Here is a 23,424-nt window from a genome sequence, read left to right as displayed (position 1 = left end):
GGGCGGGGATATCCCCGCCTTTATTTCGTAAGACAGGACACACTCATGGCATATACCACCTTTTCACAGACGAAAAACGACCAGCTCAAAGAGCCGATGTTCTTCGGCCAGCCGGTCAACGTGGCACGCTACGATCAGCAAAAATATGACATCTTCGAAAAGCTGATTGAAAAGCAACTCTCCTTCTTCTGGCGCCCGGAAGAAGTGGACGTCTCCCGCGACCGTATTGACTACCAGTCGCTGCCGGATCACGAAAAACATATCTTCATCAGCAACCTGAAGTACCAGACGCTGCTGGACTCCATTCAGGGTCGAAGCCCGAACGTGGCGCTGCTGCCGCTGATCTCCATTCCTGAGCTGGAAACCTGGGTGGAAACCTGGGCGTTCTCCGAGACGATCCACTCCCGCTCTTACACCCACATCATCCGCAACATCGTGAACGATCCGGCGGTGGTGTTTGACGATATCGTCACCAACGAGCAGATCCAGAAGCGCGCGGAAGGCATTGCCCATTACTACGACGAGCTGATCGAGATGACCAGCTACTGGCATTTGCTGGGCGAAGGTACGCACAACGTGAACGGTAAAACCATCACCGTTAACCTGCGCGCGCTGAAAAAACAGCTGTACCTGTGCCTGATGAGCGTCAACGCGCTGGAAGCGATCCGCTTCTACGTGAGCTTCGCCTGCTCCTTCGCCTTTGCAGAGCGCAAGCTGATGGAAGGCAACGCCAAAATCATTCGTCTGATCGCCCGCGATGAAGCCCTGCACCTGACCGGTACCCAGCACATGCTGAACCTGCTGCGCAGCGGGACGGACGATCCGGAGATGGCGGAAATTGCCGAAGAGTGCAAGCAGGAGTGCTACGACCTGTTCGTGCTGGCGGCTCAGCAAGAGAAAGAGTGGGCAGACTACCTGTTCCGCGACGGCTCCATGATTGGCCTGAACAAAGACATCCTGTGCCAGTACGTTGAGTACATCACCAATATCCGCATGCAGGCTGTCGGTCTTGACCTGCCGTTCCAGACGCGCTCTAACCCGATTCCGTGGATCAACACCTGGCTGGTGTCCGATAACGTGCAGGTTGCGCCGCAGGAAGTGGAAGTCAGCTCTTATCTGGTCGGTCAGATTGATTCTGAAGTCAACACCGACGACCTGAGCAACTTCCAGCTCTGATGTCACGCGTCACGCTACGTCTTTCCGGCACTGAGGTACTGTGTCGGGAGGAGCACCCTTCTCTGCTGGTGGCGCTTGAGGCGCATCAGGTAGAAGTAGAGTACCAGTGTCGTTCCGGCTACTGCGGCTCCTGCCGCTGCCGCCTGGTCGCCGGCCAGGTGGACTGGCTGACCGAGCCGCTGGCCTTTATCAACGAAGGGGAAATTTTGCCCTGCTGCTGCCGGGCAAAAGGCGATATAGAGATCGAGATGTGATGTTGTCCGTATCCCCTCTCCCGGTGGGAGAGGGTTAGGGTTAGGGTATCAGGCCGCAGAGCCTGATTGTCGGGTGGCGGCTTCGCCTTACCCGACCTGCCAAACCTACTTCCGGTGAATGAATTCGACCGCTTTATCCGGGAAATCCGTAAACAGTCCGTCCACGCCCGCCTGGTTATACAACACCTCATAAAGCTGATTCACGTCCGTGGCATACGGCGGCAGCTGGTCTGCACGCACGGTATACGGATGCACCTGCATCTTGCTGGCGTGCGCCTCTTTCACCATCGCCGTCAGCTTCACGTGGCCCGGCGCTGAGCCTTCCGCCACCAGCATGTGGTAATCCGGCCCGATGCCGTCGGCGTACTGCGCAATCTGCTTCATCGCGCCCGGCTTAAACATCCAGTCGTAGCTGTAGTTCACCCACTTGCCGTCCGGCTGCTTCTCCTGGGTTTCATTCCAGTCGGTATAGGCAATCAACTGAACCAGATTGAGGTTCATCCCCATCTTCGGCTCCAGCTCGGTTTTGATGCGCTTCAGCTCGGCGGCGTCAAAACACTGCAGGTAAACTTTGTCCTTCTTGCTGGTGTAGCCGTACTGTTTCAGCACCTCCAGCGTCTTCGCGGCAATGTCTTTGCCTTCCTGATGGTGGAACCACGGCGCTTTGATCTCCGGGTAGATGCCGATATTTTTACCGGTTGAGTGGTTCAGCCCCTGAACAAACTCAATCTCTTCCTGGAAGGTATGGATCCGGAAGTCAGACTTGCCCATCGGGAAACGTCCCGGATAGACCTGCACCTTCTTGCCGTTTTCAATCTCAAAGCCTTCGGTAAACTTCAGGGAACGGATCTCCGCCAGCGTGAAATCAATGGCGTAGTAGCGACCATCTTTGCGCGCGCGGTCCGGGAAACGCTCCGCCACGTCCGTCACGCGGTCCAGATAGTGGTCATGCAGGACGACCAGCTGGTCGTCCTTGGTCATTACCAGATCCTGCTCCAGATAATCCGCGCCCTGGGCATAGGCCATCGCTTTCGCCGGGAGCGTATGCTCCGGCAGATAGCCGCTGGCGCCGCGGTGGGCGATAACGATTTTATCCGCCGCCAGCGCGGAGCCTGTCATCAGGCCCGCCAGCAGCAGGCCGGTTGTTACGTAAGATAATTTCATCGCAATGCTCCTTATTGACGACGCGCCAGCACTTCCGCGTGGTGACGTTTCTCACCGATCATGACCACAATGAGCAGCAGTACCGCCAGCACGCTGCCGCCGATCATCACCATAAACCCGCCGTCCCAGCCGAAGAAGTCTACGGTGTAGCCCACGATGGCGCTCGCCGCGACCGAACCGCCCAGGTAGCCGAACAGACCGGTAAAGCCTGCCGCCGTGCCTGCCGCTTTTTTCGGCGCCAGTTCCAGCGCGTGCAGGCCGATCAGCATTACCGGACCATAAATCAGGAAGCCGATAACGATCATGCAGGCCATGTCTACTGATGGGTTGCCCGGCGGGTTGAGCCAGTAAACGACGGTCGCGATGGTGACCAGGGTCATAAAGAACACGCCCGTCGCGCCGCGGTTGCCTTTAAACACCTTGTCCGACATCCAGCCGCAAAGCAGCGTGCCCGGGATCCCGGCATATTCATACAGGAAATAGGCCCACGAGGATTTATCCAGCGCGAAGTGCTTCACCTCTTTCAGGTAGGTCGGGGACCAGTCCAGAATGCCGTAGCGAAGCAGGTAAACGAACACGTTAGCCACCGCGATGTACCACAGCAGCTTGTTCGGCAGAACGTACTTCATGAAGATCTGTTTTGCGGTCAGCTCTTCTTCGTGCTCCTTGCTGTAATCATCCGGATAGTCGTTTTTGTACTCTTCAATCGGCGGTAGGCCGCAGGACTGCGGCGTATCGCGCATCAGCGCGAAGGCGAAAATCGCCACGACGATAGCGCCAAAGGCAGGCATATAGAGCGCAGCGTGCCAGTCGTTGAACCAGGCCATCCCCAGCAGGAACAGCAGCGGCGGAATACCGCCACCGACGTTATGCGCGCAGTTCCAAACCGACACGATCCCGCCGCGTTCCTTCTGCGACCACCAGTGCACCATGGTACGTCCGCACGGCGGCCACCCCATCCCCTGGAACCAGCCGCAGAGGAACAGCAGCACGAACATAATCGCAATACTGGACGTCGCCCACGGCACAAAGCCCATGAACAGCATGACCGCGGCCGCCAGGATCAGGCCGGCGGGGAGGAACACGCGCGGATTCGAGCGATCCGATACGGAGCCCATGATGAATTTGGAAAAACCGTAGGCAATTGAGATCCCCGACAGCGCGAACCCCAGATCGCCGCGGGAGAAGCCCTGCTCCACCAGATACGGCATCGCGAGCGCGAAGTTTTTACGTACAAGGTAGTACGCCGCGTACCCGAAGAAGATCCCCAGGAAAATTTGCCAGCGCAGACGGCGGTATAGCGGATCAATTTCTGCCTCTGGCAGACGCGCCCTGTGCGGCGCAGGTTTGAAGATACTGAGCATAACAGCCTCCGTGGCCTTGAATTGAATGGGCAGGTGGCTCGCACCTGAATTCCAGAGGCGGGGATGTTAAGAAATCACGGTGATTGTTACTGTGAATCAACGCACAGATTGTTACAGAAATATGACAGAATGCGCAAAAAAGCGCATGAAATCACGTTCCACTTTCGAATTTCGCGCGTTTATGTTCGAAATCAAACAAACCACACTATTGGTATGGCTAAATGATAAAAAAACGAACATAGAGGGTAAACAATGACCATTCACGATCCTCGCTACAGCGATGTGATAATCATTGGCGGTGGCGCAACCGGCGCCGGGATCGCACGCGACTGCGCCCTTCGCGGCTTAAGCGTCACGCTGCTGGAGCGCCACGATATCGCCACGGGCGCAACCGGGCGTAACCATGGTTTGCTGCACAGCGGCGCGCGGTATGCGGTGACCGACGGTGAATCCGCACGCGAATGTATTGCTGAAAACCAGATCCTCAAGCGTATCGCCCGCCACTGCATTGAGCCGACCGACGGCCTCTTTATTACTCTTCCCGAAGATGACCTCGCCTTTCAGGACACCTTTATTACCGCCTGCACTGCGGCGGGCATTCAGGCTGAGGCCATGGACCCGGCGCTGGCGCGGCGGCTGGAACCGTCGGTTAACCCGGCGCTTATCGGCGCGGTAAAAGTGCCTGACGGCACCGTTGACCCCTTCCGCCTGACCGCCGCCAATATGCTGGACGCCCGCGAGCATGGCGCGCAAATCCTGACCGGGCACGAAGTGACCGGGCTTATCCGTGAAGGTCATCGTATCTGCGGCGTGCGGATCCTTGATACGCAATATAACGAACACAGCGAGCTGTATGCCGCCGTGGTGGTTAACGCGGCGGGGATCTGGGGGCAGCGCATCGCGGAATACGCGGACCTGTCGGTACGCATGTTCCCGGCAAAAGGCTCGCTGCTGATCCTCGACCACCGTATCAATAACCACGTGATCAACCGCTGCCGCAAACCGTCTGATGCCGATATCCTCGTCCCGGGCGACACCATTTCGTTAATCGGTACCACCTCAACCCACGTCGACTACAGCGAGATTGACTACAACCGCGTGATCGCCGAAGAGGTCGACATCCTGCTGCGCGAAGGGGAAAAACTGGCCCCGGTGATGGCGCAGACGCGTATTCTGCGCGCCTACGCGGGCGTGCGTCCGCTGGTTGCCAGCGACAACGACCCGAGCGGACGTAACGTCAGCCGGGGCATCGTGCTGCTCGATCACGCCGAACGCGACGGCATGGACGGGTTTATCACCATCACCGGCGGCAAGCTGATGACCTACCGCCTGATGGCCGAGTGGGCGACCGATGCCGTCTGCCGCAAGCTGGGCAATACCGAACGGTGCGTGACGGCAGAGCAGCCACTGCCCGGCTCGCGTCAGTCCACCGAAAAAACGCTGCAAAAAATTATCTCCCTGCCCGCGCCGCTGCGCGGATCCGCTATCTACCGCCACGGCGACAGAACGCCGCAGTGGCTCGGTGAAGGACGCCTGAGCCGCAGCCTGGTATGCGAGTGCGAAGCCGTCACCGCCGGTGAGGTGCAGTATGCGGTGGAGAGCCTGACGGTCACAAGCCTGCTCGATCTTCGTCGCCGCACCCGCGTGGGAATGGGTACCTGTCAGGGCGAGCTGTGCGCCTGTCGTGCCGCCGGGCTGCTGCAGCGTTTTCACACCACTACCGCCACCCAGTCGCTCGATCAGCTCAGCGCGTTTTTAAACGAGCGCTGGAAAGGCATTCAGCCTGTCGCCTGGGGCGATGCCCTGCGCGAAAGCGAATTTACCCGCTGGGTCTACCAGGGGCTTTGCGGTCTTGAGAAGGAGCAACGCGATGAAATTTGATACCGTAATCGTCGGCGGCGGGCTGGCAGGCCTGCTCTGCGGCATCAAGCTCACGAAGCAGGGGCTGCGCTGCGCCATTATCACCCGGGGCCAGAGCGCCCTGCACTTCTCGTCGGGCTCGCTGGATCTGGTGGACGACGCGTACCGCGATAAGCTCCCGCCGGAGCATCCGTATCACCTGATTGGCGCCCAGCATATTGACCGCTTTGCGCTGGAAACCGAAGCGCTGCTGGCAGACTGCGGCGCGCGTCTGAAGGGAAGCGCCCGGCTCAATCACCAGCGCGTCACGCCGCTCGGCACCCTGCGCTCTGCCTGGCTCAGCCCGGAAGAAGTGCCCGTTGCTCCCTTCAACGCCGCGCGCGTGCGGGTCGTGGGCATTAGCGGCTTTCTGGATTTTCAGCCCCATCTCGCGGCGGCGTCGCTCTGTCGCCAGGGCGTCAATGCCGAAACGGCAGAGATAGAGCTGCCTGAGCTTGATGTCCTGCGCGACAACCCGAGCGAATTTCGCGCGGTGAATATCGCCCGTTTTCTGGATAACGAGGACAAATGGCCGCTGCTGTATGACGCGCTCAGACCGCTCAGCGACAGCTGTGACGCCCTGCTGATGCCCGCCTGCTTTGGTTTACGCGACAACCGGCTCTGGCGCTGGCTCTCGGATCGTCTGCCCTGCTCGCTTGGCCTGCTGCCAACCCTGCCCCCTTCCGTCCCCGGCATTCGCCTGCATACCCAGCTCCAGCGCCAGTTTGTCGCGCAGGGCGGCGTGTGGATGGCGGGTGATGAGGTGAAAAAAATCACCCTGACCGACGGCGCGGTCAGCGAAATCTGGACGCGCAACCACGACGATATTCCGCTTCGCGCGCGCTTTACGGTTCTGGCAAGCGGCAGCTTCTTCAGCAACGGGCTACTGAGCAGCCGGGAGGGCATCCGGGAAGCCATTATGGGGCTGGATGTTCGCCAGCGTGCCTCCCGCGCGGACTGGTATCAAAGTGATTTCTTCTCGCCGCAGCCCTGGCAGCAGTTCGGCGTGATTGTCGATAACCAGCTGCATCCGCAACTTTCCGGTAAGCCCGTCAGTAATCTTTTTGCCATCGGCTCGCTGCTGGGCGGGTACGATCCCATTGCCCAGGGATGCGGTGGCGGGGTCTGCGCCGTCACGGCGCTGTATGTGGCAGAGCAGATTAGCCAGAGCACGGAGGCTGAACAATGAACGACACCCGTTTTGAAAGCTGCATTAAATGCACGGTGTGTACCACCGTCTGCCCGGTGAGCGGCGTGAACCCACGCTATCCCGGACCAAAGCAGGCCGGGCCGGACGGCGAGCGTCTGCGCCTGAAGGACGGCAAGCTGTACGACGAGGCGCTGAAATACTGCATCAACTGCAAACGCTGCGAAGTCGCCTGCCCGTCGGACGTTAAAATCGGCGATATTATCCAGCGCGCCCGGGCGCGCTACAGCACGCAAAAGCCGACGCTGCGGGACGCTATTCTGAGCCATACCGATCTGATGGGCAGCGTCTCGACGCCGTTTGCCCCGCTGGTGAATGCCGCGACCTCCCTCAAACCGGTGCGTCAGCTGCTGGATGCCACGCTGAAGATAGACCATCACCGCAGCCTGCCGAAATATTCTCACGGCACCTTCCGCCGCTGGTACAAATCCGTCGCGGCGGAGCAGGCGCAGTACGCCGACCAGGTGGCCTTTTTCCACGGCTGCTATGTGAACTACAACCACCCGCAGCTGGGCAAAGATCTGCTGAAGGTGATGAACGCCATGGGAACGGGCGTTCAGCTGCTGAACAAAGAGAAGTGCTGCGGCGTACCGCTGATCGCCAACGGGTTTACCGATAAAGCGCGCAGGCAGGCTCAGAGCAATGTCACGTCACTGCGCGAAGCGATTGTCGATAAAGGTATTCCGGTGCTGGCGACCTCGTCCACCTGTACCTTCACCCTGCGCGATGAGTACCCGCATCTGCTGGACGTGGATAATACCGGCCTGCGCGAGCACATCGAGCTGGCGACACGCTTCCTGTGGCGCAAGCTCGATAGCGGGCAGACGTTGCCGCTGGGAAAATTGCCCCTGAAAGTGGTGTATCACACGCCGTGTCATATGGAGAAAATGGGCTGGTCGCTCTATACGCTTGAGCTGCTGCGGTTAATTCCGGGCCTGGAGCTGACGGTGCTGGATTCGCGCTGCTGCGGGATTGCGGGAACCTACGGCTTTAAGCGTGAAAACTACGAAACGTCGCAGGCGATTGGCGCCCCGCTGTTCCGTCAGATTGAAGAGAGCGGCGCGGATATCGTGGTAACGGACTGCGAAACCTGCAAGTGGCAGATTGAGATGTCCACCAGCAAGCGCTGCGAACATCCAGTCACCCTGCTGGCGAAGGCGCTGGGCTGAACACGGCCGGGGCGAAACGCCCCGGCCAAGGTTTTACTCCACGAACAGCGACTCGACAACGTTAATCCAGCCGTGCTCGCTGGCAACCTCTTTGCCATTCAGCCAGCGGCGCAGCATGTTCAACGCCATCATGGCGCAAACCTCCTGACGCACCGCCAGGCTGTGGCGGGTAATGCTCATTTTTACCCGCAGGGCCCAGGTGCCTTCCGGCGTCGCCAGCGCGAAGTTAAGGTGTTCCTCATCCAGCCCCCCGACAAACAGCGCCAGACCGGCAAAATGCTTCACCCTTCTCTCGGAAGCCCAGCGGGCGGTCTGCGCCAGGGTCTCCTGCTGGAACGGCACCACTTCGCTGGCCAGCAGCGGCGCGTTGACGCGCGACAGCTGCAGCGCTAGCAGGCCACCGGTGAACTGCTCGCTTAAGGTCACGCTCAGCTGACGCGACTGCAGATGCGTCGCAATCTGCGCGGGTAGCCCTTTCGTCCCTTCAAAGATCAGGCTTTCGCCCGCCACGCGCTGCACCTCGGGCCACAGGGCCAGCATCGCCTCTTTCTGCTCGGCCGGACCTGTCAGCTTGAGCTCAATGATCGGCATGGAGGAGCGGTAGCCCATGGAGACGCCCGGCGGCAGCGGGAGAGGGTCAAGGCTCTGGGCCAGATCGCTTTCCGAGCGGCCAAAGGTGGTCAGACGCAGGCACAGCGGCGGTTCAGGCAGGGTAAAACGATCGCGAAGGCGCGGCAGGATCTGCTGCTCGACCATCACTTTAAATTCTGAGGGCACGCCCGGCGTGAAGAACATCAGGCAGCGGTTCAGCTGCATGGCAAACCCGCACGCGGTACCCACCGGGTTATCGACCAGCTCGGCGCTGGCGGGAATTTCAGCCTGTTTGCGGTTGCTGGGGGCCATGACGCGGCCGCGTTCGGAGAAAAAGCGCTCCATCTGCGAAAGCCACGCCTCGTGCAGCACCAGCCCTTCGCCTTTTGCGGTCGCGGCGGCCAGCGCGCTGAGATCGTCACCGGTGGGGCCGAGTCCGCCATTCACAATCAGCACGTCACAGTGTTCGCTGCGCTCGCGCAGAATAGCGACCAGCGACTCAAGATTGTCGCCCACCGTATTGCGGCGCGTTAACGGCAATCCTTGCTCAAAGAAAAGATCGGCAAGCCAGGCAGCATTGGTATCAATAATTTGTCCATGCAGCACTTCGTCGCCGGTGGATAACATCTCCACGTTAATCATTATGTTCTCCCGCTTATTTAGTCAAAACACTATAGCGCAAACGCGGGGTGGAGAAGAGAGAAACTGGCGCGACAGAACGCCGCGCCGGAGTGATTAGAAGCCTGCGCTGACGCCCACGTACGGGCCGTCGGCCAGCGCGTTGTCGCGGTTGCCGTCTTTGCCGGCCAGGTTCAGATAGCGATAGCCCGCTTCGATGGTAATCGGACGCATGATGGTCCAGCGCGCGCCGGCGTTGGCCTCTTCATAGCTTTCGATACCGCTTGAGAGGGAGTCCGGCGAATAGTAGTACTCACCAAACAGGCCGAAGCTGTCGCCAATTTTCCACTGCAGGCCGCCGCCCACTGCCGCCGCGTACCCTTCGTCACCGTCATTTGGGTTGGTGTAGATACCTTTACCGCCGACGGTGGCCAGAAACGGGCCAAGAGGAACGTTCAGACCCAGGCCGAGGCTCGCCGCGTCGCCGTCGTCATCGTTATGCGTCCAGCCGCCGGTCATCGCCAGACCGGAAGTCTCGGTACCCATGCCAAAGCCCAGGTGGGTATAATCCTGACCCGCCGATCCGTTAATGCTGATGGCGTTAGCCGCCGCAGATACAACCATCAGGCCGAAGCCCACGAATGCCACTTTTTTCATTGTCGTGATCCCGCACAATTATTATAAAGAAGTCCCAAAACCGCGAGATTTTAACCGGAGTCTCCCGGGGATCAAGCACTCTGCGTGCGGCAGGTCAGTAGATTGTAATTATTTGAAACGGCTATTATCCCTTCAGCGAGGCGTTCACCCACTGCTGCAACGCGCGGCGCGAGACTTTAATGCCGCCATTTTTGAGTTCGGTCGGCAACAGCAGCCAGCGGACGGGTTGTTCAAAACGCGCCACCTTATCCCTGACCCAGTCAGGTAAACAGGTGATATCCGTTCCCGGCTCGCACTCCACCACCGCCACCGGACGCTGTCCAAACTCGGCGTCGTCCAGCGGGACGATAAACACCTGGTTAATCTGCGGATGGCGGGCGATAACGCGCTCAAGGCTTTCCGGCTGGATCCCTTCTCCGCCGCTAAAAAAGAGGTTGTCCATGCGGCCCAGGATCGTCAGGCGGCCGTCATGCCATTCCCCGCGATCGCGGGTAGCGAACCATCCCTGCGCGTTGGTCAGCGGAACCAATTCGCCGTCCCGCCAGTAGCCTGAGGCCATACTCTCTGCCCGGATCCAGACTTCACCGTCAACCACCTGCACCTCTCTGCCCGGCAGCGCATAGCCTACGTCCGGCTCGCCGTCCGCCGCTTTCGCGCAGACGGTAGAGGCAAACTCGGTCAGGCCGTAGCCGCAGAAGGTGTGAATACCCTGCTCGCGCGCCTGCTGCGTCAAGTCAACAGGGATGGCGGCCCCGCCCAGCAGCACCGCTTTCAGTGCAACAGGCTGGTGGATATTAAGCAGACGCCAGAGCTGGGTCGGCACCAGCGAAGCGTGCGTACAGCCGCGCAAAGCCTGCGCCAGCGGCTGTTTCTCGCGCACGGTTAACCGCGCGCCGGCCTGCAGCCAGCGCCATAAAATTCCCTGGCCGGAAACGTGAAACAGCGGCAGCGAAAGCAGCCAGTCGTCGTCTTCGCCGTAGGGCATCAGCGCCAGCACGCCGCGCGCGCTGGCGAGATGGGCGTCGCAGGTATGCACCGCTGCTTTCGGCAGCCCGGTAGAGCCGGAGGTCAGCGTCATCGACGCCAGCCGCGCCGGCTGCCACGCAACGCGATATTCCCCCGCGCGCTCGCGCATGCTCAGGGCAGGAAGACCGTCGCAGGTACCGTCCAGCACCAGCGCAAAGCGCAGCGTCATCTGCGGGAGCAACACGTCCAGCAGCGGGCGAGGCAGCTGCGGATTAACGGGAAGAATACGCGCCCCGCACTGGAGCAACGCCAGCCACGCCAGCAGGGTTCGCGGATGATTATGGGCCAGCAGCAGCACGCCGTTGCCCTCCTCCACGCCCTGCAGGTGAAACTCTGCCGCAAGGCGGTCGACGCGGGCGCACAGCTGTTGCCAGCTGAGCACCTCGTCGTTCAGCCTGAGGGCCGGTTTATCAGCAAACTGCGCGCGCCAGTGCCGCCACGGCCAATCGGTAAAACTCATAACAACGGCTCCAGCGCCGCGACGTTGAGGCACGGCAGCGCGCTGTCCGGCCACCTGCGGATAAGCTGAGCCTGCATCAGGTTCAGCGTGTCGAGGCCAGGGATCGTATCCGGCGTTAGCCAGGCGGCAATGCGCGCCAGCTGGGTCAGCCCAAGGCTGGACTCAATCGACGAGCTGATGACCGCCGTCAGCCCTGAGGCATGCGCTGCCGCGACCTGCTCGCGCACCTTCGCCAGGCTGCCGGTCAGCGTTGGTTTAATCACTACCGCGCTGACGCCGGGCTCGGCGACAAATTCAAAATCGTCCTCGCGCAGGCTTTCATCCCAGGCGATGGCAATCCCCGTTTCGCGGGCGAACGCGCGCGAATCGTCGCGGGTTTTGCACGGTTCTTCGAGGAAGGCAATGCGGCTGCGGTACGCCGGGTTGACGTACTTTGCAAACTGCTGCGCCTTGAGCGGCGTCCAGGCGCGGTTAGCGTCAAGACGCAGATGAAGGTCGGGGATCGCCTCCAGCAGCAGGTTGGCGACCATGCCGTCGCGCACCGCTTCGTAAAGACCGACTTTAATTTTCGCTACTTTCTCGCCCGGCATGGCGGTGAGCAGCGCGAACAGCTCGTCAGGGTCGCCCGTACAGAGCGGTGCCGCACGGTAGTTAGCCTCTTCAGGCAGGCTGCCGTCAAGCTCCGCCAGCGCGCAGCTGATGCCAAAAGCCGCGGAAGGCACGTCCGGCAGCGCCGGATCCGCGCCCTCACGCCACGCGTCCGACCACGCCAGCAATACAGACTGCGCGTCATCCAGCGACTCCAGGCTAAAGCCCGGCAGCGGCGAAATCTCGCCCCAGCCTTCCCGCTCGTCCTGCTGCAGATGCACGAAGAAGCCGTCACGGGTTTTTAACCGCCGTTCACGCAGCACCACGCCCGCGTCCATCGGTATCTGCCAGCGGTAAACCTGCGCGCGACGCATTATGGGTTCCGTTTGTATTTGCTGAAGTCCGGCTGGCGTTTTTCGTTAAACGCGTTGCGCCCTTCCTGACCCTCTTCGGTCATGTAGAACAGCATGGTGGCGTTGCCAGCCAGCTCCTGCAGACCCGCCTGACCGTCACAGTCGGCGTTGAGAGCGGCTTTGAGGCAGCGCAGCGCCATCGGGCTGTTTTGCAGCATTTCGCGGCACCAGCGAACGGTCTCTTTTTCGAGATCGGCAATCGGAACCACGGTATTCACCAGGCCCATATCCAGCGCTTCCTGAGCGTTGTACTGACGGCACAGGAACCAGATTTCACGGGCTTTTTTCTGCCCGACGATGCGCGCCATGTACGAGGCGCCCCAGCCGCCGTCGAAGGATCCCACTTTCGGACCGGTCTGGCCGAAGATGGCATTTTCTGCGGCGATGGTCAGATCGCACATCATGTGCAGCACGTGACCGCCGCCGATGGAGTAGCCCGCCACCATCGCCACCACAGGTTTTGGACAGGTGCGGATCTGGCGCTGGAAATCGAGGACGTTCAGGTGGTGCGTACCCGCATCGTCCTGGTATCCGCCGTAGTCGCCGCGCACTTTCTGATCGCCGCCGGAGCAGAACGCTTTATCGCCTTCGCCGGTCAGGACAATCACGCCGATGTTATCGTCGTAGCGCGCATCCGCCAGAGCCTGAATCATCTCTTTCACGGTCAGCGGACGGAAGGCGTTACGCACCTGCGGGCGGTTGATGGTGATTTTGGCAATGCCGTCGGTGGATTTGTGGTAACGAATGTCGGTGTAGCCTTCGGAGCAGTCCTGCCATTCAACCGGGGCGTAAAGCATGTTTTCATCAGGGTAGATCATAGAGTGTCCTTTATTCGATAACGCAGTATCTGAGCCAGACTCGCGATAACCGCATCGGGGTTTTCCCGGTGGGCGTTGTGTCCGGCGTCTGGAATGGCATGGCGAACGGCGTTCACTTCCGCGGCAAGGGCCGCGAACTTCTCATCCCGTTCGCCATAGAGATAGTCAAAAGAGAAATCGCGTGCGCTAAGCGCGGCACGCAGGTCAGGCTGCACGGCCAGCGAGGTCGTCTCAAGCATCATCGCCAGCGTCGCGCCGTTGTTCTGGCTGCGCAGGGTAATAAGCGCATCGCGCTGGGCGTCCGTGAGGGAGGCGAACACGGGCTGTTGGTACCAGTCAGCGAACACCTTCTCCAGCGGTTCGGTGCGAAAACGCGTTGCCCAGCGGCGGTCGGACGCCAGCCGCGCACTTCGCGCATCGGCATCCTGCAGGCCCGGGTGTCCACCTTCAACAATCACCCCGAGCAGCCCCTTCGGCTGCTGGCAGGCATGAAACATCGCAATGCGGCCGCCGAGGGAGTACCCGATGAGCCACAATTTAAGTATGTTGTAACTAAGAAGGGTTCGGGTGAGCAACGTGCTCATCTCGTCAAACCCCGTCACGCCCAGATTCCGGGATCCACCGTGCCCCGGCAGATCCAGATACAGCCGGGGATAATCGCTGAGCCCTTCACCGACCCTCTGCCACTCGCGGCGGTCGCCGGAAAAACCGTGCAAAAAGACCAGCCAGGGATAGCCCGGTTTGCCAGCCTGCTGCACGCCAGAGAGGATCACAGCTGGCTCACCTGCGCCAGCAGGCTTTGCAGGGCCTGCGCACCGTCAGCCTCGTTCACCACCAGCTCAATCAGCGTCGCGCCCGGCTGTTTCCAGGCGCTGCTTAACGCCGCGTCCAGCTGTTCCCAGCTTTCCGGGCGATGGTATTTCAGGCTAAACATCGCCGCGGCGTGTTCGAACTGCACGTTCTGCGGCATCAGATAGAAGCGCTCGCGCTCGCTCTGCGGCGTTGGCAACAGGGAGAAAATCTGTCCGCCGTTGTTGTTGACCACAATCAGCACAAACGGGGCAGACGCCTGACGCAGCAGCGCCAGCGCGTTAAGATCGTAGAGCGCGGAGAGATCGCCCACGATCGCCAGCGTCGATTTCGCGCTGGCGCGCTGCACGCCCGCCGCCGTGGAGATCAGCCCGTCGATGCCGCTGGCACCGCGGTTGCTGTACACCGGGTAGCCCGCGGGCAGCTTCGAGAAAGCGTCAATCAGCCGCACGACGAGGCTGTTGCCGACAAACAGCTGCCCCTGTTCAGGCAGGTACTGGCGAATGCGGTGCGCCAGCCCGGCTTCGCTAAACGCTTCGCAGTGCGCTTTGGTCAGTTCCCACGCCTGGCGCGAAAGGTCCGGTATAGCCACCGCCCAGGGCTTGCGTTTCTCAGCCGGATGAAGCGTCAGCCAGGCGTCGATACTGCTGACCAGACGACGGCCGCGGTGGTGCGCCGGGTCAAGCCGCCCTTCCAGCGAATCCACCAGCCAGTACTCTTCCGGCGTGCAGGTGGCCTGCCACTGCAGTAACCGTTTGCCGGTCAAACTCGATCCAAGCTGGACCACAATCTGCGCCTGCGCCAGTTCGGTGACAGCTTTCGCGTTACCCAGCCAGAGATCGGCGCACGGCAGCGGCTGACCGGTCTGGGAAAGCACATCGCCAATCAGCGGCCAGCCAAGGGTTTGCGCCCATTCAGCGACCAGCTTGCCTTCGGCGGCGCTCATGCGCCCGGCAATCACCACGCCGCGCTTCTGCCGCCAGAAGAACCAGTCGCGCTGCTTCGCGCTCTCAAGATGCGTCTGCTCGCGCAGCCACGGTTTTTCACTCTGCCACCAGTCGCCGAGGCACTGCTGCCAGTCAAGACCGGTGTCGTCCAGCTCGCCGTAGAGCGGCTCGGCAAACGGGCAGTTGATATGCAGCGCCCCGCTGCGCAACGTCTCCATGGCGTGATCGACAGTGGAGACCAGCCAGCTTGCCGGAATATCCTGGGTGGGACGCGGTAACGAAATCGTCTGCGAAGGATGCGAAGAAAAGAGCCCCGGCTGGCGAATGGCCTGATTGGCGCCGCAGTCGATAAGCTCAGGGGGACGATCGGCCGTCAGTAAGATCAGTCTTTCACCCGTTAACCCGGCTTCTATCAGGGCCGGATAGAGGTTCGCCACGGCGGTACCGGAGGTGACGATCACCGCCACAGGTTCTTTGCTGACTTTCGCCAGACCCAGCGCCAGATGGCCGAGGCCGCGTTCATCAAAGTGGGTGTGGTGAATCAACGCCCGGTTTTCTGCGGCCGCTAGCGTCAGCGGCGTTGAGCGAGAACCCGGTGCAATACACACGTGCCTGACGCCATGGCGCGTCAGGGCTTCAAGGATCACCGCCGCCCAGCGTCGGTTAAAAGAACTTACTGACATGAGATTGTCCGGTATCAAGAATGCGACACAGTATAAATAATAGAAAAAATTGGAATTTTGATATGAATCGGGATTGCGCGAATCTGTATTAATCCCTTAGGAGCAGAGAGCGCAATCCGGCGGCTTTGTTTTCAATCTCCTGCCACTCCTGCTCCGGGTCAGACCCGCTGACAATACCGGCACCGGCGTAGAGCCGCAGGGAGTCCTCCTGAACGCGCGCGGAGCGCAGCGCCACGCAGAACTCACTCTGTTCGGGGGATAAGTACCCGGCCGAACCGGCATACCACTCGCGGTTAAAGGGTTCAACCTTCTGGATGAACTCGCGCGCGGGCTGTCGGGGTAATCCGGCAACGGCCGCGGTCGGCTGTAACATGAGCAGACACTGCTCGTCGTCGGCCTGTTTCAGCTCGGTCCAGATACAGCGGCGCAAATGCTGCACCTTACGCAGGCGTACCACCTGGGGGGGCAGTACCTCAAGCGTCTGCGTAGAGTGCTGAAGACGCTGGCAGATATCTTCCACCACCAGCATATTTTCGCGCTGGTTTTTATCATCGTTCAGCAGCCACTCGCCGAGACGCTGCGCCTGGCTATCATCGGTATGGCTGGCGACGGTGCCAGCGAGCGCTTCCGTGCGCAGCAGCTTGCCGCGCCGCCGCCAGAGACGCTCGGGCGTAGAGCCGAGAAACGCGTTGCTGGCGTCGAATACCATGCAGAAATGATAGCAATGTAAATTCAGGGCGCGGCTGGCGGCCATCAGCGCGACGGGGTTAACGCGCTGCGTGAACTGAAGATCGGTTGCCCTGGCGAGCACCACTTTTTCAAACTCACCGCGCGCGATGGTCTCCGTCGCCCTGCGGATAAGTTTCAGCCATTCGGCCTGCTGCGGCTGATGGGTTTCGTGCTCAACCTGCACGGAGAGCGGACGGATAGATTTGGCAGGACGAAGCCGCTGTAAAAAATCCTGCGCGACGCGGGCATCCTCCACAAGCGAGCGGTCGCTCCAGAGCTGCAGGCGCAGCGTGGCGTTGCCGGCGGTACGTCGCCAGAGCAGTCGCGGTAAAAAGAGGCTCCCCTGTTCGGGATTAAAGGCGTTCAGGCCGCAGATGCGAGTATCTTGCGCCGCATTTTGCTCGCGCAAAAACTGCGAGGCTAATGCCAGAGAGGAAAATTGGTTGACCGCCCCCAGCGCGGCCAGCTCTTCATCGCCGTTACGCTGCTGCCAGTAAAACTGCGGATAACACTGCTGCTCGCCCAGCCAGGCGAGGGGATCGAAGGCGTCGTTTAACGGGAAAGAGACGTCGAAATGACGTATACCGGGTGCTGCGGGTAACGCTTGCGATAGCTGGGTACGCAATTGCTCCAGCGCGAGGAAAATCGAATTCACGCGAACCTCTCCCTGTTAAAACCTCATATTATACGGGGTACTGGCCATAAATAGCAGTACCCACGTATAGGGAGTGGTTAAGCGGCTTAACGACGGGCTAACAGCAGCCCCAGCACCAGGCCCACGGCAGCACCCACCCCAATACCCTGCCACGGTTTTTCATGCACGTAGTCATCGGCACGATACACCGCTTTTTTGGCACGGTAGTAGTAAGTATCTGACGCATGGCTGACACGGTTTTTCACTTCATGCAGCGCCTGCTCGGCACGGGCTTTTAGCTCAATATATTTCTGATCGGCAGGGTCGCCCGAGGAACGTAGCACCTCTTCCAGCGTTTCGCTCAGCAAGGCCAGGTCGTCGTCGATACGGGTATCCCAGGATTGAAATGACATATTTTTCTCCATGTTAGTACACCAGTCCGCTAACTATAGCCAACGAGATGCTATTACGCCTGTTTCACTTCTCGCGCCATGCCGACGTGCGGAATGCCATCTTCATCGTATACCTCCGTCACTGGCGCAAAGCCAAAGTGCCCGTAAAAGGATTGAAGATGCGCCTGCGCGCCGAGGTATAACGCCTTGTCCGGCCACTGTTTCCGGCACGCCTCCAGCGTTTTTTCCATCAGCTGATAGCCCAGTTTTTCCCCTCGCGCTTTGCCGCTAATGATGACGCGGCCAATGACGACGGGCTCAAAATCGTCTTCGCTTTTCAGAATCCTCGCATACGCCACCAGCTCGTTATCCCGCCAGCCGAGGATATGGCGGTTCTCACCGACAAGGTCATCACCATCGATGTCCTGATACGGGCAGGTCTGTTCCACAACAAACACTTCACAGCGCAGCTTCAGCAGGGCGTAAAGTGAATGAACGGTGAGGTCGCTATGATGTAAATCTTGCCACTGGATCATGTCAGTCTCCTTCCTGGGGTTCATCACGTTATACTAAACCCCTCCCCGTTCGGCAAAGGGCTGATTGCGTTATGGAACTGATTTTTCTGGGTACGTCCGCTGGCGTGCCAACCCGCTCACGAAACGTGACGGCGATCCTGCTGGATCTTAAGCATCCCACCCGCGGCGGGCTGTGGCTGTTTGACTGCGGTGAAGGGACGCAGCATCAGCTGTTACACACCGCTTACCACCCCGGCAAGCTGGATAAAATTTTTATCACCCATCTGCATGGCGACCACCTGTTTGGCCTTCCCGGCCTGCTGTGCAGCCGCTCGATGGCCGGTAACGCCAACCCGCTGACGATTTACGGGCCAGCGGGTATTCGTGAATTTGTCGAAACTACGCTGCGCCTGAGCGGGTCATGGACAGATTATCCGCTGGAGGTCATTGAGATTGCCGAAGGGCTGGTATTCGACGACGGGGATTATCGGGTTACCGCTCAACCGCTCAATCATCCTGTGAAGTGCTATGGCTACCGTATTGATGCGCATGATAAACCCGGCGCGCTGGATGCCGCCGCGCTGATGGCCGACGGCGTAAAACCCGGGCCGCTGTTCCAGCGTCTGAAGCACGGAGAGACCGTCACGCTGGAGGACGGACGCGTCATAAACGGCCAGGATTATCTCGCCGCACCGCAGCCCGGCAAAAAACTGGCGATTTTTGGCGATACGGCCCCGTGCCCGGCGGCGCTCACTCTGGCCCAGGGCGTGGACATCATGGTGCATGAAGCGACCCTTGAAACGGCGATGGAAGAGAAAGCCAACAGCCGGGGCCATAGCTCCACGCGTCAGGCGGCACAGCTTGCCCGCGACGCGGGCGTCGGGCGGCTCATCGTCACTCATGTCAGCTCGCGCTACGACGCGCGGGGATGCGCAAACCTGCTGGCAGAGTGCCGCACGCTGTTTCCGGAATGTGAGCTGGCCGAAGATTTCGCTCAGGTTAGCGTTTAGTCCTTCATTTTTCCCTCAGGATGCCGATAACGATTAAAAGGTCAGCATTTCTCTCGAGGGTAGAATGGATAATTTCCAGAAAGATATTGATGACAGGGCGAATCTGACCCTGTCGAACCGTTTTGAACTGTTGCTGTTCCGTCTTGGCACCTCTCTGAACGAAAATAAATCCGAGCTGTTTGGCATTAACGTCTTTAAGCTGCGTGAAATTGTGCCGATGCCGGAGTTCACGAAACCCGCCGGGATGAAGTCACCGCTGATGGGAATGGTGAATATTCGCGATCAGGTGATCCCGGTGATTGACCTGGCCGCCGTGGCGGGCTGTAAGCCTACCACCGGATTGAACATCCTGCTGATCACCGAATATGCGCGCAGCGTGCAGGCGTTTGCCGTGGAATCGGTTGAGAACATCATGCGTCTGGACTGGAAGCAGGTGCATGCGGCGGAAACCGCCGTCAGCGGTCGCTACATCACCAGCATCGCGTGTCTTGACGAGAAGACCGATACCAACGATCTGGCGATGGTGCTGGACGTTGAGCAGATCCTGTATGACATCACCCCGGCCAATCACGATCTGCACGCCACGAACCTGAAGACCACCAAATTCCATATCAAGCCGGGCGCTGTCGCCATCGTTGCGGAAGATTCCAAGGTGGCGCGATCGATGCTGGAGAAAGGTCTGCAGGCCATGGAGATCCCCGCGCAGCTGCATATCACCGGCAAAGACGCGTGGGAGAAAATTGGCGTGCTGGCCGCACAGGCGCAGGCTGAAGGAGTTCCCATCACCGATAAGATCGCTCTGGTGCTGACCGACCTCGAAATGCCGGAGATGGACGGTTTTACGCTGACGCGCAAAATCAAAACCGACCCGATATTGAAGGACATTCCGGTGGTGATCCACTCTTCCCTTTCCGGCAACGCCAACGAAGACCATATTCGCAAGGTGAAGGCGGACGGGTATGTGGCGAAGTTTGAGCTGAACGAGCTGTCGTCGGTGATTGAGGAAGTGCTGGACCGCTCGATGAAGAAGATTGACGGGCCGTTGATTAGCCGGAAGCAGCTGGCTTAGTCGGGTGGCGCTACGCTTACCCGACCTACAAAACCCGTAGGCCCTGCAAGCGTAGCGCCGCTGGGCAAACCATAAAAAAACCCGCCGAGGCGGGTTTTTTCGTTACGTGCGGGCTGGTGCCCTCACCCCGTCCCTCTCCCACCGGGAGAGGGCGCAAACATTAAAAAAGGCAACTTTCGTTGCCTTTTTGCTTTCACCTTACATCAGCGGCATCGCGCGCTGCACGATATCAATCAGCGGCTGCGGATAGATACCGAAGATCAGCACCAGCAGTGCGGAGATAAGCACGACGATACCACCGGCGCTGTACTGCCAGTTGGTTGGGGCATCACGATTGAGCTGCTGAGGCGCGCTCAGGTACAGACTCACGGCCACGCGCAGGTAGTAGTAGAGGCCAATCGCGGAGCCGATAACCACGCCCGCGGTCAGCCACCACAGGTGCGCCTGCACACCGACGGCCAGCACGTAGAACTTACCGATAAAGCCGAGCGTCATCGGGATACCTGCCAGAGAGAGCATCATCACGGTCATTACCGCGGACAGGATCGGACGGTGCCAGAACAGACCACGGTAGGAGAACAGTGAATCGGCATCCGGGCCACGGTACGGGCTGGACATCAGGCTCACCACGCCGAAGGCGCCGAGGCTGCTGAACAGATAACCGGCCAGATACACGCCCACGGTTTCCATCGACATCTCGCCGCTCTGCAGCGCAATCAGCGCCACCATCAGGTAGCCCAGGTGAGAGATAGACGAGTAGCCCAGCAGACGCTTGATGTTGGTCTGGCTCAGCGCCATCAGGTTACCGAAGATGATGGAGACGAACGCGATAATGCCCAGCACTACGCGAACCGCTTCGCTGTCACCTACCGGCGCGTACAGGAACAGACGCATTACCACACCGAAGATAGCGATTTTGCTCGCCGTCGCCAGGAAGGTCGACACCGGAGCCGGAGCGCCCTGGTATACGTCAGGCGTCCACAGGTGGAACGGCACCAGAGAGAGTTTGAAGCCGAGGCCAACAATCATCATGCCCAGACCCGCCAGCAGCAGCGGCTCATGCAGCATGCCGTCGCCTAGGCTCTTGCCGAGCGCCATGAAGGAGAGATTACCGGACTGTGCGTACAGCAGCGCAATACCAAACAGCAGGAACGAGGATGCAGCAGCAGACAGAATAGTGTACTTGATGCTTGCTTCCAGGGAGCGCTTCTGACGGAAGGCGTAACCAATCAGGCCGAACAGCGGCAGAGATATCAGCTCAATGCCGAGGAACAGCGCGGCCAGGTGGTTCGCATTCGCCAGCAGAATGCCGCCCAGCGCGGCAATCAGAACCAGCAGGTAAAACTCTTCTTTGTTGTCGTTGTAGCCTTCGAGCCACGGGTACGCAAAGGTACAGGTTGCCAGGCTTGCCAGCAGCACCAGTCCGGTATACAGCATGGCGTAACCGTCAACGCGCATCAGCGGGGTGACGTCCATCGCCCCACCCTGACCAACAAACCAGAGAGAGACTAACGCGGCGTTCAGGCCGATGACTGACAGCGTGGCATTCAGGAAGTGATTGCGTCGCCACGCAATGGAGAGCATCACAACCACCACCGTCAATCCGACGATCAGCAGCGGTAGCAGCGCGATCAGTTGTTGTGGAGTTATTGTCATGGCGAATTACGGCCTTGTAGTAGAAGCAGAATTAACAAACCACTGCTGGATGTTACCCATCGCGCTATGCGAGGTATCCAGAATCGGCTGCGGGAAGAAGCCCAGCAGCACCAGCAGTACGACCAGCAGCAGGATGATGAACAGCTCACGCAGCGACATCCCCGGCAGTTCTTGTGCAGCAATTTCGCTCTTCGCTTTACCGAAGTAAGCGCGGTGCAGCATCGCCAGCGAGTATACGGAAGCGAACACCAGACCAAACGTGGAGATCACGGTAATCACCGGTACCACTTTGAAGCTGCCGAACAGAATCATAAATTCGCCGACGAAGTTACCGGTACCCGGCATCCCCAGGGTAGCCACCGCGAAGAACATGGACAGCGCTGGCAGCCACTTAATTTTGCTCCACAGACCGCCCATCATACGCATATCGCGGGTATGCAGACGTTCGTACAGCTGACCGCACAGGATGAAGAGGCCGGCTGCAGACAGACCGTGCGCAATCATCTGGATCACCGCGCCCTGGTACGCCAGCTGGCTGCCGGTGTAGATAGCAATCAGCACGAAGCCCATGTGGGAAACGGAGGTGTAGGCAATCAGACGCTTGATGTCGTACTGCGTGAAGGCCATCCAGGCACCGTAGAAGATACCGATCACACCCAGCCACATGGCAATCGGTGCGAACTCTGCGGAGGCGTTCGGGAACAGTGGCAGAGCGAAACGCAGCAGACCGTAGGCCGCCGTTTTCAGCAAGATGCCCGCCAGGTCGACGGAACCCGCCGTTGGTGCCTGAGAGTGCGCGTCTGGCAGCCAGCCGTGCAGCGGAACGACCGGCATTTTCACTGCGAACGCGATGAAGAAGCCCAGCATCAGCAGATATTCCACGCCGTGCGACATTGGGGTCTTCAGCAGGTCTTCGTAGTTGAAGGTCCAGGTGCCGGTCGCGTTGTGGTGAACAAACACCAGCGCCAGAATGGCAATCAACATCACCAGACCACTCGCCTGGGTATAGATGAAGAACTTGGTTGCCGCCGTGATACGCGTTTTACCGTCGGACGCCTTGTGGCCCCATAGTGCGATCAGGAAGTACATCGGCACCAGCATCATCTCCCAGAAGAAGAAGAACAGGAACATGTCGATGGCAAGGAACACGCCGATTACGCCGCCCAGGATCCACATCAGGTTCAGGTGGAAGAAGCCCTGGTATTTTTCGATTTCTCGCCAGGAGCAAAGTACCGCCAGAACGCCGAGCAGACCGGTCAGCACCACCATCAGGAGAGACAGACCGTCAATCGCCAGGTGGATCGTAATGCCGAAACGTGGGATCCACGGCAGGATGAACTCAGACTGCCACTGCGGAATGCCCGCAGACTGGGTCAGTGAGTAACCGCCCTGCAACCACAGTTGCAGGCCAAGCGCGAGCGTCAATCCCATGGTGATCAGCGCGATCCAGCGCGGCATCTTCACGCCAAAGCGTTCAGTCTGCCAGCACAGGAAGCCGCCGATGAAGGGAATTAATATTAGCCAGGGTAGTAACATGGCGATTTACATTCCTTTTTAAGGCCCCCAGCAGGGGCC

Annotated in this window: 21 protein-coding genes; 7 read left to right on the top strand and 14 right to left on the bottom strand. The window is 59.7% G+C overall.

The annotated features are described in order from the left end of the window. The first annotated feature begins 45 nt into the window (after positions 1-45). Both nrdB and yfaE read left to right on the top strand, forming a co-directional pair. The gene (gene nrdB, locus AC27FC_RS00520) at positions 46-1,176 is read left to right on the top strand and encodes a class Ia ribonucleoside-diphosphate reductase subunit beta (protein ID WP_023312514.1); all 1,131 of its coding nucleotides are present in this window, start codon (positions 46-48) and stop codon (positions 1,174-1,176) included. Continuing rightward, entirely contained in the window at positions 1,176-1,430 is a 255-nt protein-coding gene (gene yfaE, locus AC27FC_RS00515) for a class I ribonucleotide reductase maintenance protein YfaE (RefSeq protein WP_023294104.1), read from the top strand. The genes nrdB and yfaE overlap by 1 nt, the downstream gene beginning before the upstream one ends. Positions 1,431-1,535: 105 nt before the next feature. On the opposite strand, the gene glpQ is transcribed toward yfaE, so the two are convergent. Continuing rightward, positions 1,536-2,594 (bottom strand): glycerophosphodiester phosphodiesterase, encoded by a 1,059-nt coding sequence (gene glpQ / locus AC27FC_RS00510; RefSeq protein ID WP_193939392.1) that lies wholly within the window; start codon positions 2,592-2,594, stop codon positions 1,536-1,538. An 11-nt stretch (positions 2,595-2,605) separates the two neighbouring features. Continuing rightward, the gene (glpT, locus tag AC27FC_RS00505) at positions 2,606-3,958 is read right to left on the bottom strand and encodes a glycerol-3-phosphate transporter (protein ID WP_024908206.1); all 1,353 of its coding nucleotides are present in this window, start codon (positions 3,956-3,958) and stop codon (positions 2,606-2,608) included. Between the two features lie 252 nt (positions 3,959-4,210). On the opposite strand from glpT, the gene glpA reads away from it, so the two are divergent. Genes glpA through glpC form a run of 3 tightly spaced genes read left to right on the top strand, consistent with a single transcriptional unit; the run spans position 4,211 to position 8,233 of the window. Beyond that, the gene (gene glpA / locus AC27FC_RS00500; RefSeq protein ID WP_094934228.1) at positions 4,211-5,839 is read left to right on the top strand and encodes an anaerobic glycerol-3-phosphate dehydrogenase subunit A; all 1,629 of its coding nucleotides are present in this window, start codon (positions 4,211-4,213) and stop codon (positions 5,837-5,839) included. Then, positions 5,829-7,046: a glycerol-3-phosphate dehydrogenase subunit GlpB gene (gene glpB, locus AC27FC_RS00495; RefSeq protein WP_094934229.1), complete on the top strand. Its 1,218-nt coding sequence runs from the start codon at positions 5,829-5,831 to the stop codon at positions 7,044-7,046. The genes glpA and glpB overlap by 11 nt, the downstream gene beginning before the upstream one ends. Continuing rightward, complete coding sequence (gene glpC, locus AC27FC_RS00490) at positions 7,043-8,233, top strand: anaerobic glycerol-3-phosphate dehydrogenase subunit GlpC (protein ID WP_039263209.1); 1,191 nt, start codon at positions 7,043-7,045, stop codon at positions 8,231-8,233. The genes glpB and glpC overlap by 4 nt, the downstream gene beginning before the upstream one ends. A gap of 33 nt (positions 8,234-8,266) precedes the next feature. Here glpC and AC27FC_RS00485 read toward each other — a convergent pair whose 3' ends face one another. The 10 genes from AC27FC_RS00485 to AC27FC_RS00440 all read right to left on the bottom strand — a co-directional run bounded on the left by AC27FC_RS00485 (position 8,267) and on the right by AC27FC_RS00440 (position 18,135). Further along, positions 8,267-9,466, bottom strand: a complete 1,200-nt coding sequence (locus tag AC27FC_RS00485; protein ID WP_196354931.1) for a nicotinamide mononucleotide deamidase-related protein YfaY — start codon at positions 9,464-9,466, stop codon at positions 8,267-8,269. Positions 9,467-9,559: 93 nt separating this feature from the next. Continuing rightward, on the bottom strand, positions 9,560-10,099 hold the full coding sequence (locus AC27FC_RS00480) for a YfaZ family outer membrane protein (protein WP_045354282.1): 540 nt from the start codon (positions 10,097-10,099) through the stop codon (positions 9,560-9,562). 124 nt (positions 10,100-10,223) lie between these two features. Next, the gene (gene menE, locus AC27FC_RS00475; RefSeq protein ID WP_094934231.1) at positions 10,224-11,585 is read right to left on the bottom strand and encodes an o-succinylbenzoate--CoA ligase; all 1,362 of its coding nucleotides are present in this window, start codon (positions 11,583-11,585) and stop codon (positions 10,224-10,226) included. Then, positions 11,582-12,547 carry an o-succinylbenzoate synthase gene (gene menC, locus AC27FC_RS00470; RefSeq protein WP_094934232.1) on the bottom strand — a complete coding sequence of 322 codons (966 nt, stop codon included), beginning with the start codon at positions 12,545-12,547 and terminating at the stop codon, positions 11,582-11,584. The genes menE and menC overlap by 4 nt, the downstream gene beginning before the upstream one ends. After that, on the bottom strand, positions 12,547-13,404 hold the full coding sequence (gene menB, locus AC27FC_RS00465) for a 1,4-dihydroxy-2-naphthoyl-CoA synthase (RefSeq protein ID WP_023312524.1): 858 nt from the start codon (positions 13,402-13,404) through the stop codon (positions 12,547-12,549). Before menB ends, menC begins: the two co-directional genes overlap by 1 nt. Then, positions 13,401-14,177 carry a 2-succinyl-6-hydroxy-2,4-cyclohexadiene-1-carboxylate synthase gene (menH, locus tag AC27FC_RS00460; RefSeq protein ID WP_094934233.1) on the bottom strand — a complete coding sequence of 259 codons (777 nt, stop codon included), beginning with the start codon at positions 14,175-14,177 and terminating at the stop codon, positions 13,401-13,403. The genes menB and menH overlap by 4 nt, the downstream gene beginning before the upstream one ends. Then, the gene (menD, locus tag AC27FC_RS00455; protein ID WP_094934234.1) at positions 14,174-15,844 is read right to left on the bottom strand and encodes a 2-succinyl-5-enolpyruvyl-6-hydroxy-3-cyclohexene-1-carboxylic-acid synthase; all 1,671 of its coding nucleotides are present in this window, start codon (positions 15,842-15,844) and stop codon (positions 14,174-14,176) included. Before menD ends, menH begins: the two co-directional genes overlap by 4 nt. 88 nt (positions 15,845-15,932) lie before the next feature. After that, positions 15,933-17,228 (bottom strand): isochorismate synthase MenF, encoded by a 1,296-nt coding sequence (gene menF, locus AC27FC_RS00450; protein ID WP_167818402.1) that lies wholly within the window; start codon positions 17,226-17,228, stop codon positions 15,933-15,935. 86 nt (positions 17,229-17,314) lie between these two features. After that, positions 17,315-17,620 (bottom strand): stress response protein ElaB, encoded by a 306-nt coding sequence (elaB, locus tag AC27FC_RS00445; protein ID WP_008500219.1) that lies wholly within the window; start codon positions 17,618-17,620, stop codon positions 17,315-17,317. 53 nt (positions 17,621-17,673) lie between these two features. After that, a complete protein-coding gene (locus AC27FC_RS00440; protein ID WP_033146075.1) occupies positions 17,674-18,135 on the bottom strand; it encodes a GNAT family N-acetyltransferase in 462 nt (153 codons plus the stop codon). 71 nt (positions 18,136-18,206) lie between these two features. Here AC27FC_RS00440 and rbn point away from each other — a divergent pair, with 71 nt between their 5' ends. Together rbn and AC27FC_RS00430 are read left to right on the top strand one after the other, a co-directional pair. Further along, positions 18,207-19,124, top strand: coding sequence for a ribonuclease BN (gene rbn / locus AC27FC_RS00435; protein ID WP_196354932.1), 918 nt, complete (start codon positions 18,207-18,209; stop codon positions 19,122-19,124). Between the two features lie 64 nt (positions 19,125-19,188). Then, positions 19,189-20,193, top strand: a complete 1,005-nt coding sequence (locus tag AC27FC_RS00430) for a chemotaxis protein (protein ID WP_033146077.1) — start codon at positions 19,189-19,191, stop codon at positions 20,191-20,193. 198 nt (positions 20,194-20,391) lie between these two features. Here AC27FC_RS00430 and nuoN read toward each other — a convergent pair whose 3' ends face one another. Together nuoN and nuoM are read right to left on the bottom strand one after the other, a co-directional pair. Further along, a complete protein-coding gene (gene nuoN, locus AC27FC_RS00425) occupies positions 20,392-21,849 on the bottom strand; it encodes an NADH-quinone oxidoreductase subunit NuoN (RefSeq protein WP_023312531.1) in 1,458 nt (485 codons plus the stop codon). Between the two features lie 6 nt (positions 21,850-21,855). Then, positions 21,856-23,385, bottom strand: a complete 1,530-nt coding sequence (nuoM, locus tag AC27FC_RS00420) for an NADH-quinone oxidoreductase subunit M (RefSeq protein WP_023312532.1) — start codon at positions 23,383-23,385, stop codon at positions 21,856-21,858. Between the last annotated feature and the right edge of the window lie 39 nt (positions 23,386-23,424).

The organism is Enterobacter sp. C3_dUdeg (assembly GCF_057536195.1).
This window is presented reverse-complemented; position numbering and strand designations above follow the sequence as displayed.

Coding starts and splice junctions, on each gene's coding strand:
- nrdB (WP_023312514.1), top strand. CDS start 46: ATGGCATATACCACCTTTTCACAGACGAAAAACGACCAGCTCAAAGAG.
- yfaE (WP_023294104.1), top strand. CDS start 1,176: ATGTCACGCGTCACGCTACGTCTTTCCGGCACTGAGGTACTGTGTCGG.
- glpQ (WP_193939392.1), bottom strand. CDS start 2,594: ATGAAATTATCTTACGTAACAACCGGCCTGCTGCTGGCGGGCCTGATG.
- glpT (WP_024908206.1), bottom strand. CDS start 3,958: ATGCTCAGTATCTTCAAACCTGCGCCGCACAGGGCGCGTCTGCCAGAG.
- glpA (WP_094934228.1), top strand. CDS start 4,211: ATGACCATTCACGATCCTCGCTACAGCGATGTGATAATCATTGGCGGT.
- glpB (WP_094934229.1), top strand. CDS start 5,829: ATGAAATTTGATACCGTAATCGTCGGCGGCGGGCTGGCAGGCCTGCTC.
- glpC (WP_039263209.1), top strand. CDS start 7,043: ATGAACGACACCCGTTTTGAAAGCTGCATTAAATGCACGGTGTGTACC.
- AC27FC_RS00485 (WP_196354931.1), bottom strand. CDS start 9,466: ATGATTAACGTGGAGATGTTATCCACCGGCGACGAAGTGCTGCATGGA.
- AC27FC_RS00480 (WP_045354282.1), bottom strand. CDS start 10,099: ATGAAAAAAGTGGCATTCGTGGGCTTCGGCCTGATGGTTGTATCTGCG.
- menE (WP_094934231.1), bottom strand. CDS start 11,585: ATGAGTTTTACCGATTGGCCGTGGCGGCACTGGCGCGCGCAGTTTGCT.
- menC (WP_094934232.1), bottom strand. CDS start 12,547: ATGCGTCGCGCGCAGGTTTACCGCTGGCAGATACCGATGGACGCGGGC.
- menB (WP_023312524.1), bottom strand. CDS start 13,404: ATGATCTACCCTGATGAAAACATGCTTTACGCCCCGGTTGAATGGCAG.
- menD (WP_094934234.1), bottom strand. CDS start 15,844: ATGTCAGTAAGTTCTTTTAACCGACGCTGGGCGGCGGTGATCCTTGAA.
- elaB (WP_008500219.1), bottom strand. CDS start 17,620: ATGTCATTTCAATCCTGGGATACCCGTATCGACGACGACCTGGCCTTG.
- AC27FC_RS00440 (WP_033146075.1), bottom strand. CDS start 18,135: ATGATCCAGTGGCAAGATTTACATCATAGCGACCTCACCGTTCATTCA.
- rbn (WP_196354932.1), top strand. CDS start 18,207: ATGGAACTGATTTTTCTGGGTACGTCCGCTGGCGTGCCAACCCGCTCA.
- AC27FC_RS00430 (WP_033146077.1), top strand. CDS start 19,189: ATGGATAATTTCCAGAAAGATATTGATGACAGGGCGAATCTGACCCTG.
- nuoN (WP_023312531.1), bottom strand. CDS start 21,849: ATGACAATAACTCCACAACAACTGATCGCGCTGCTACCGCTGCTGATC.
- nuoM (WP_023312532.1), bottom strand. CDS start 23,385: ATGTTACTACCCTGGCTAATATTAATTCCCTTCATCGGCGGCTTCCTG.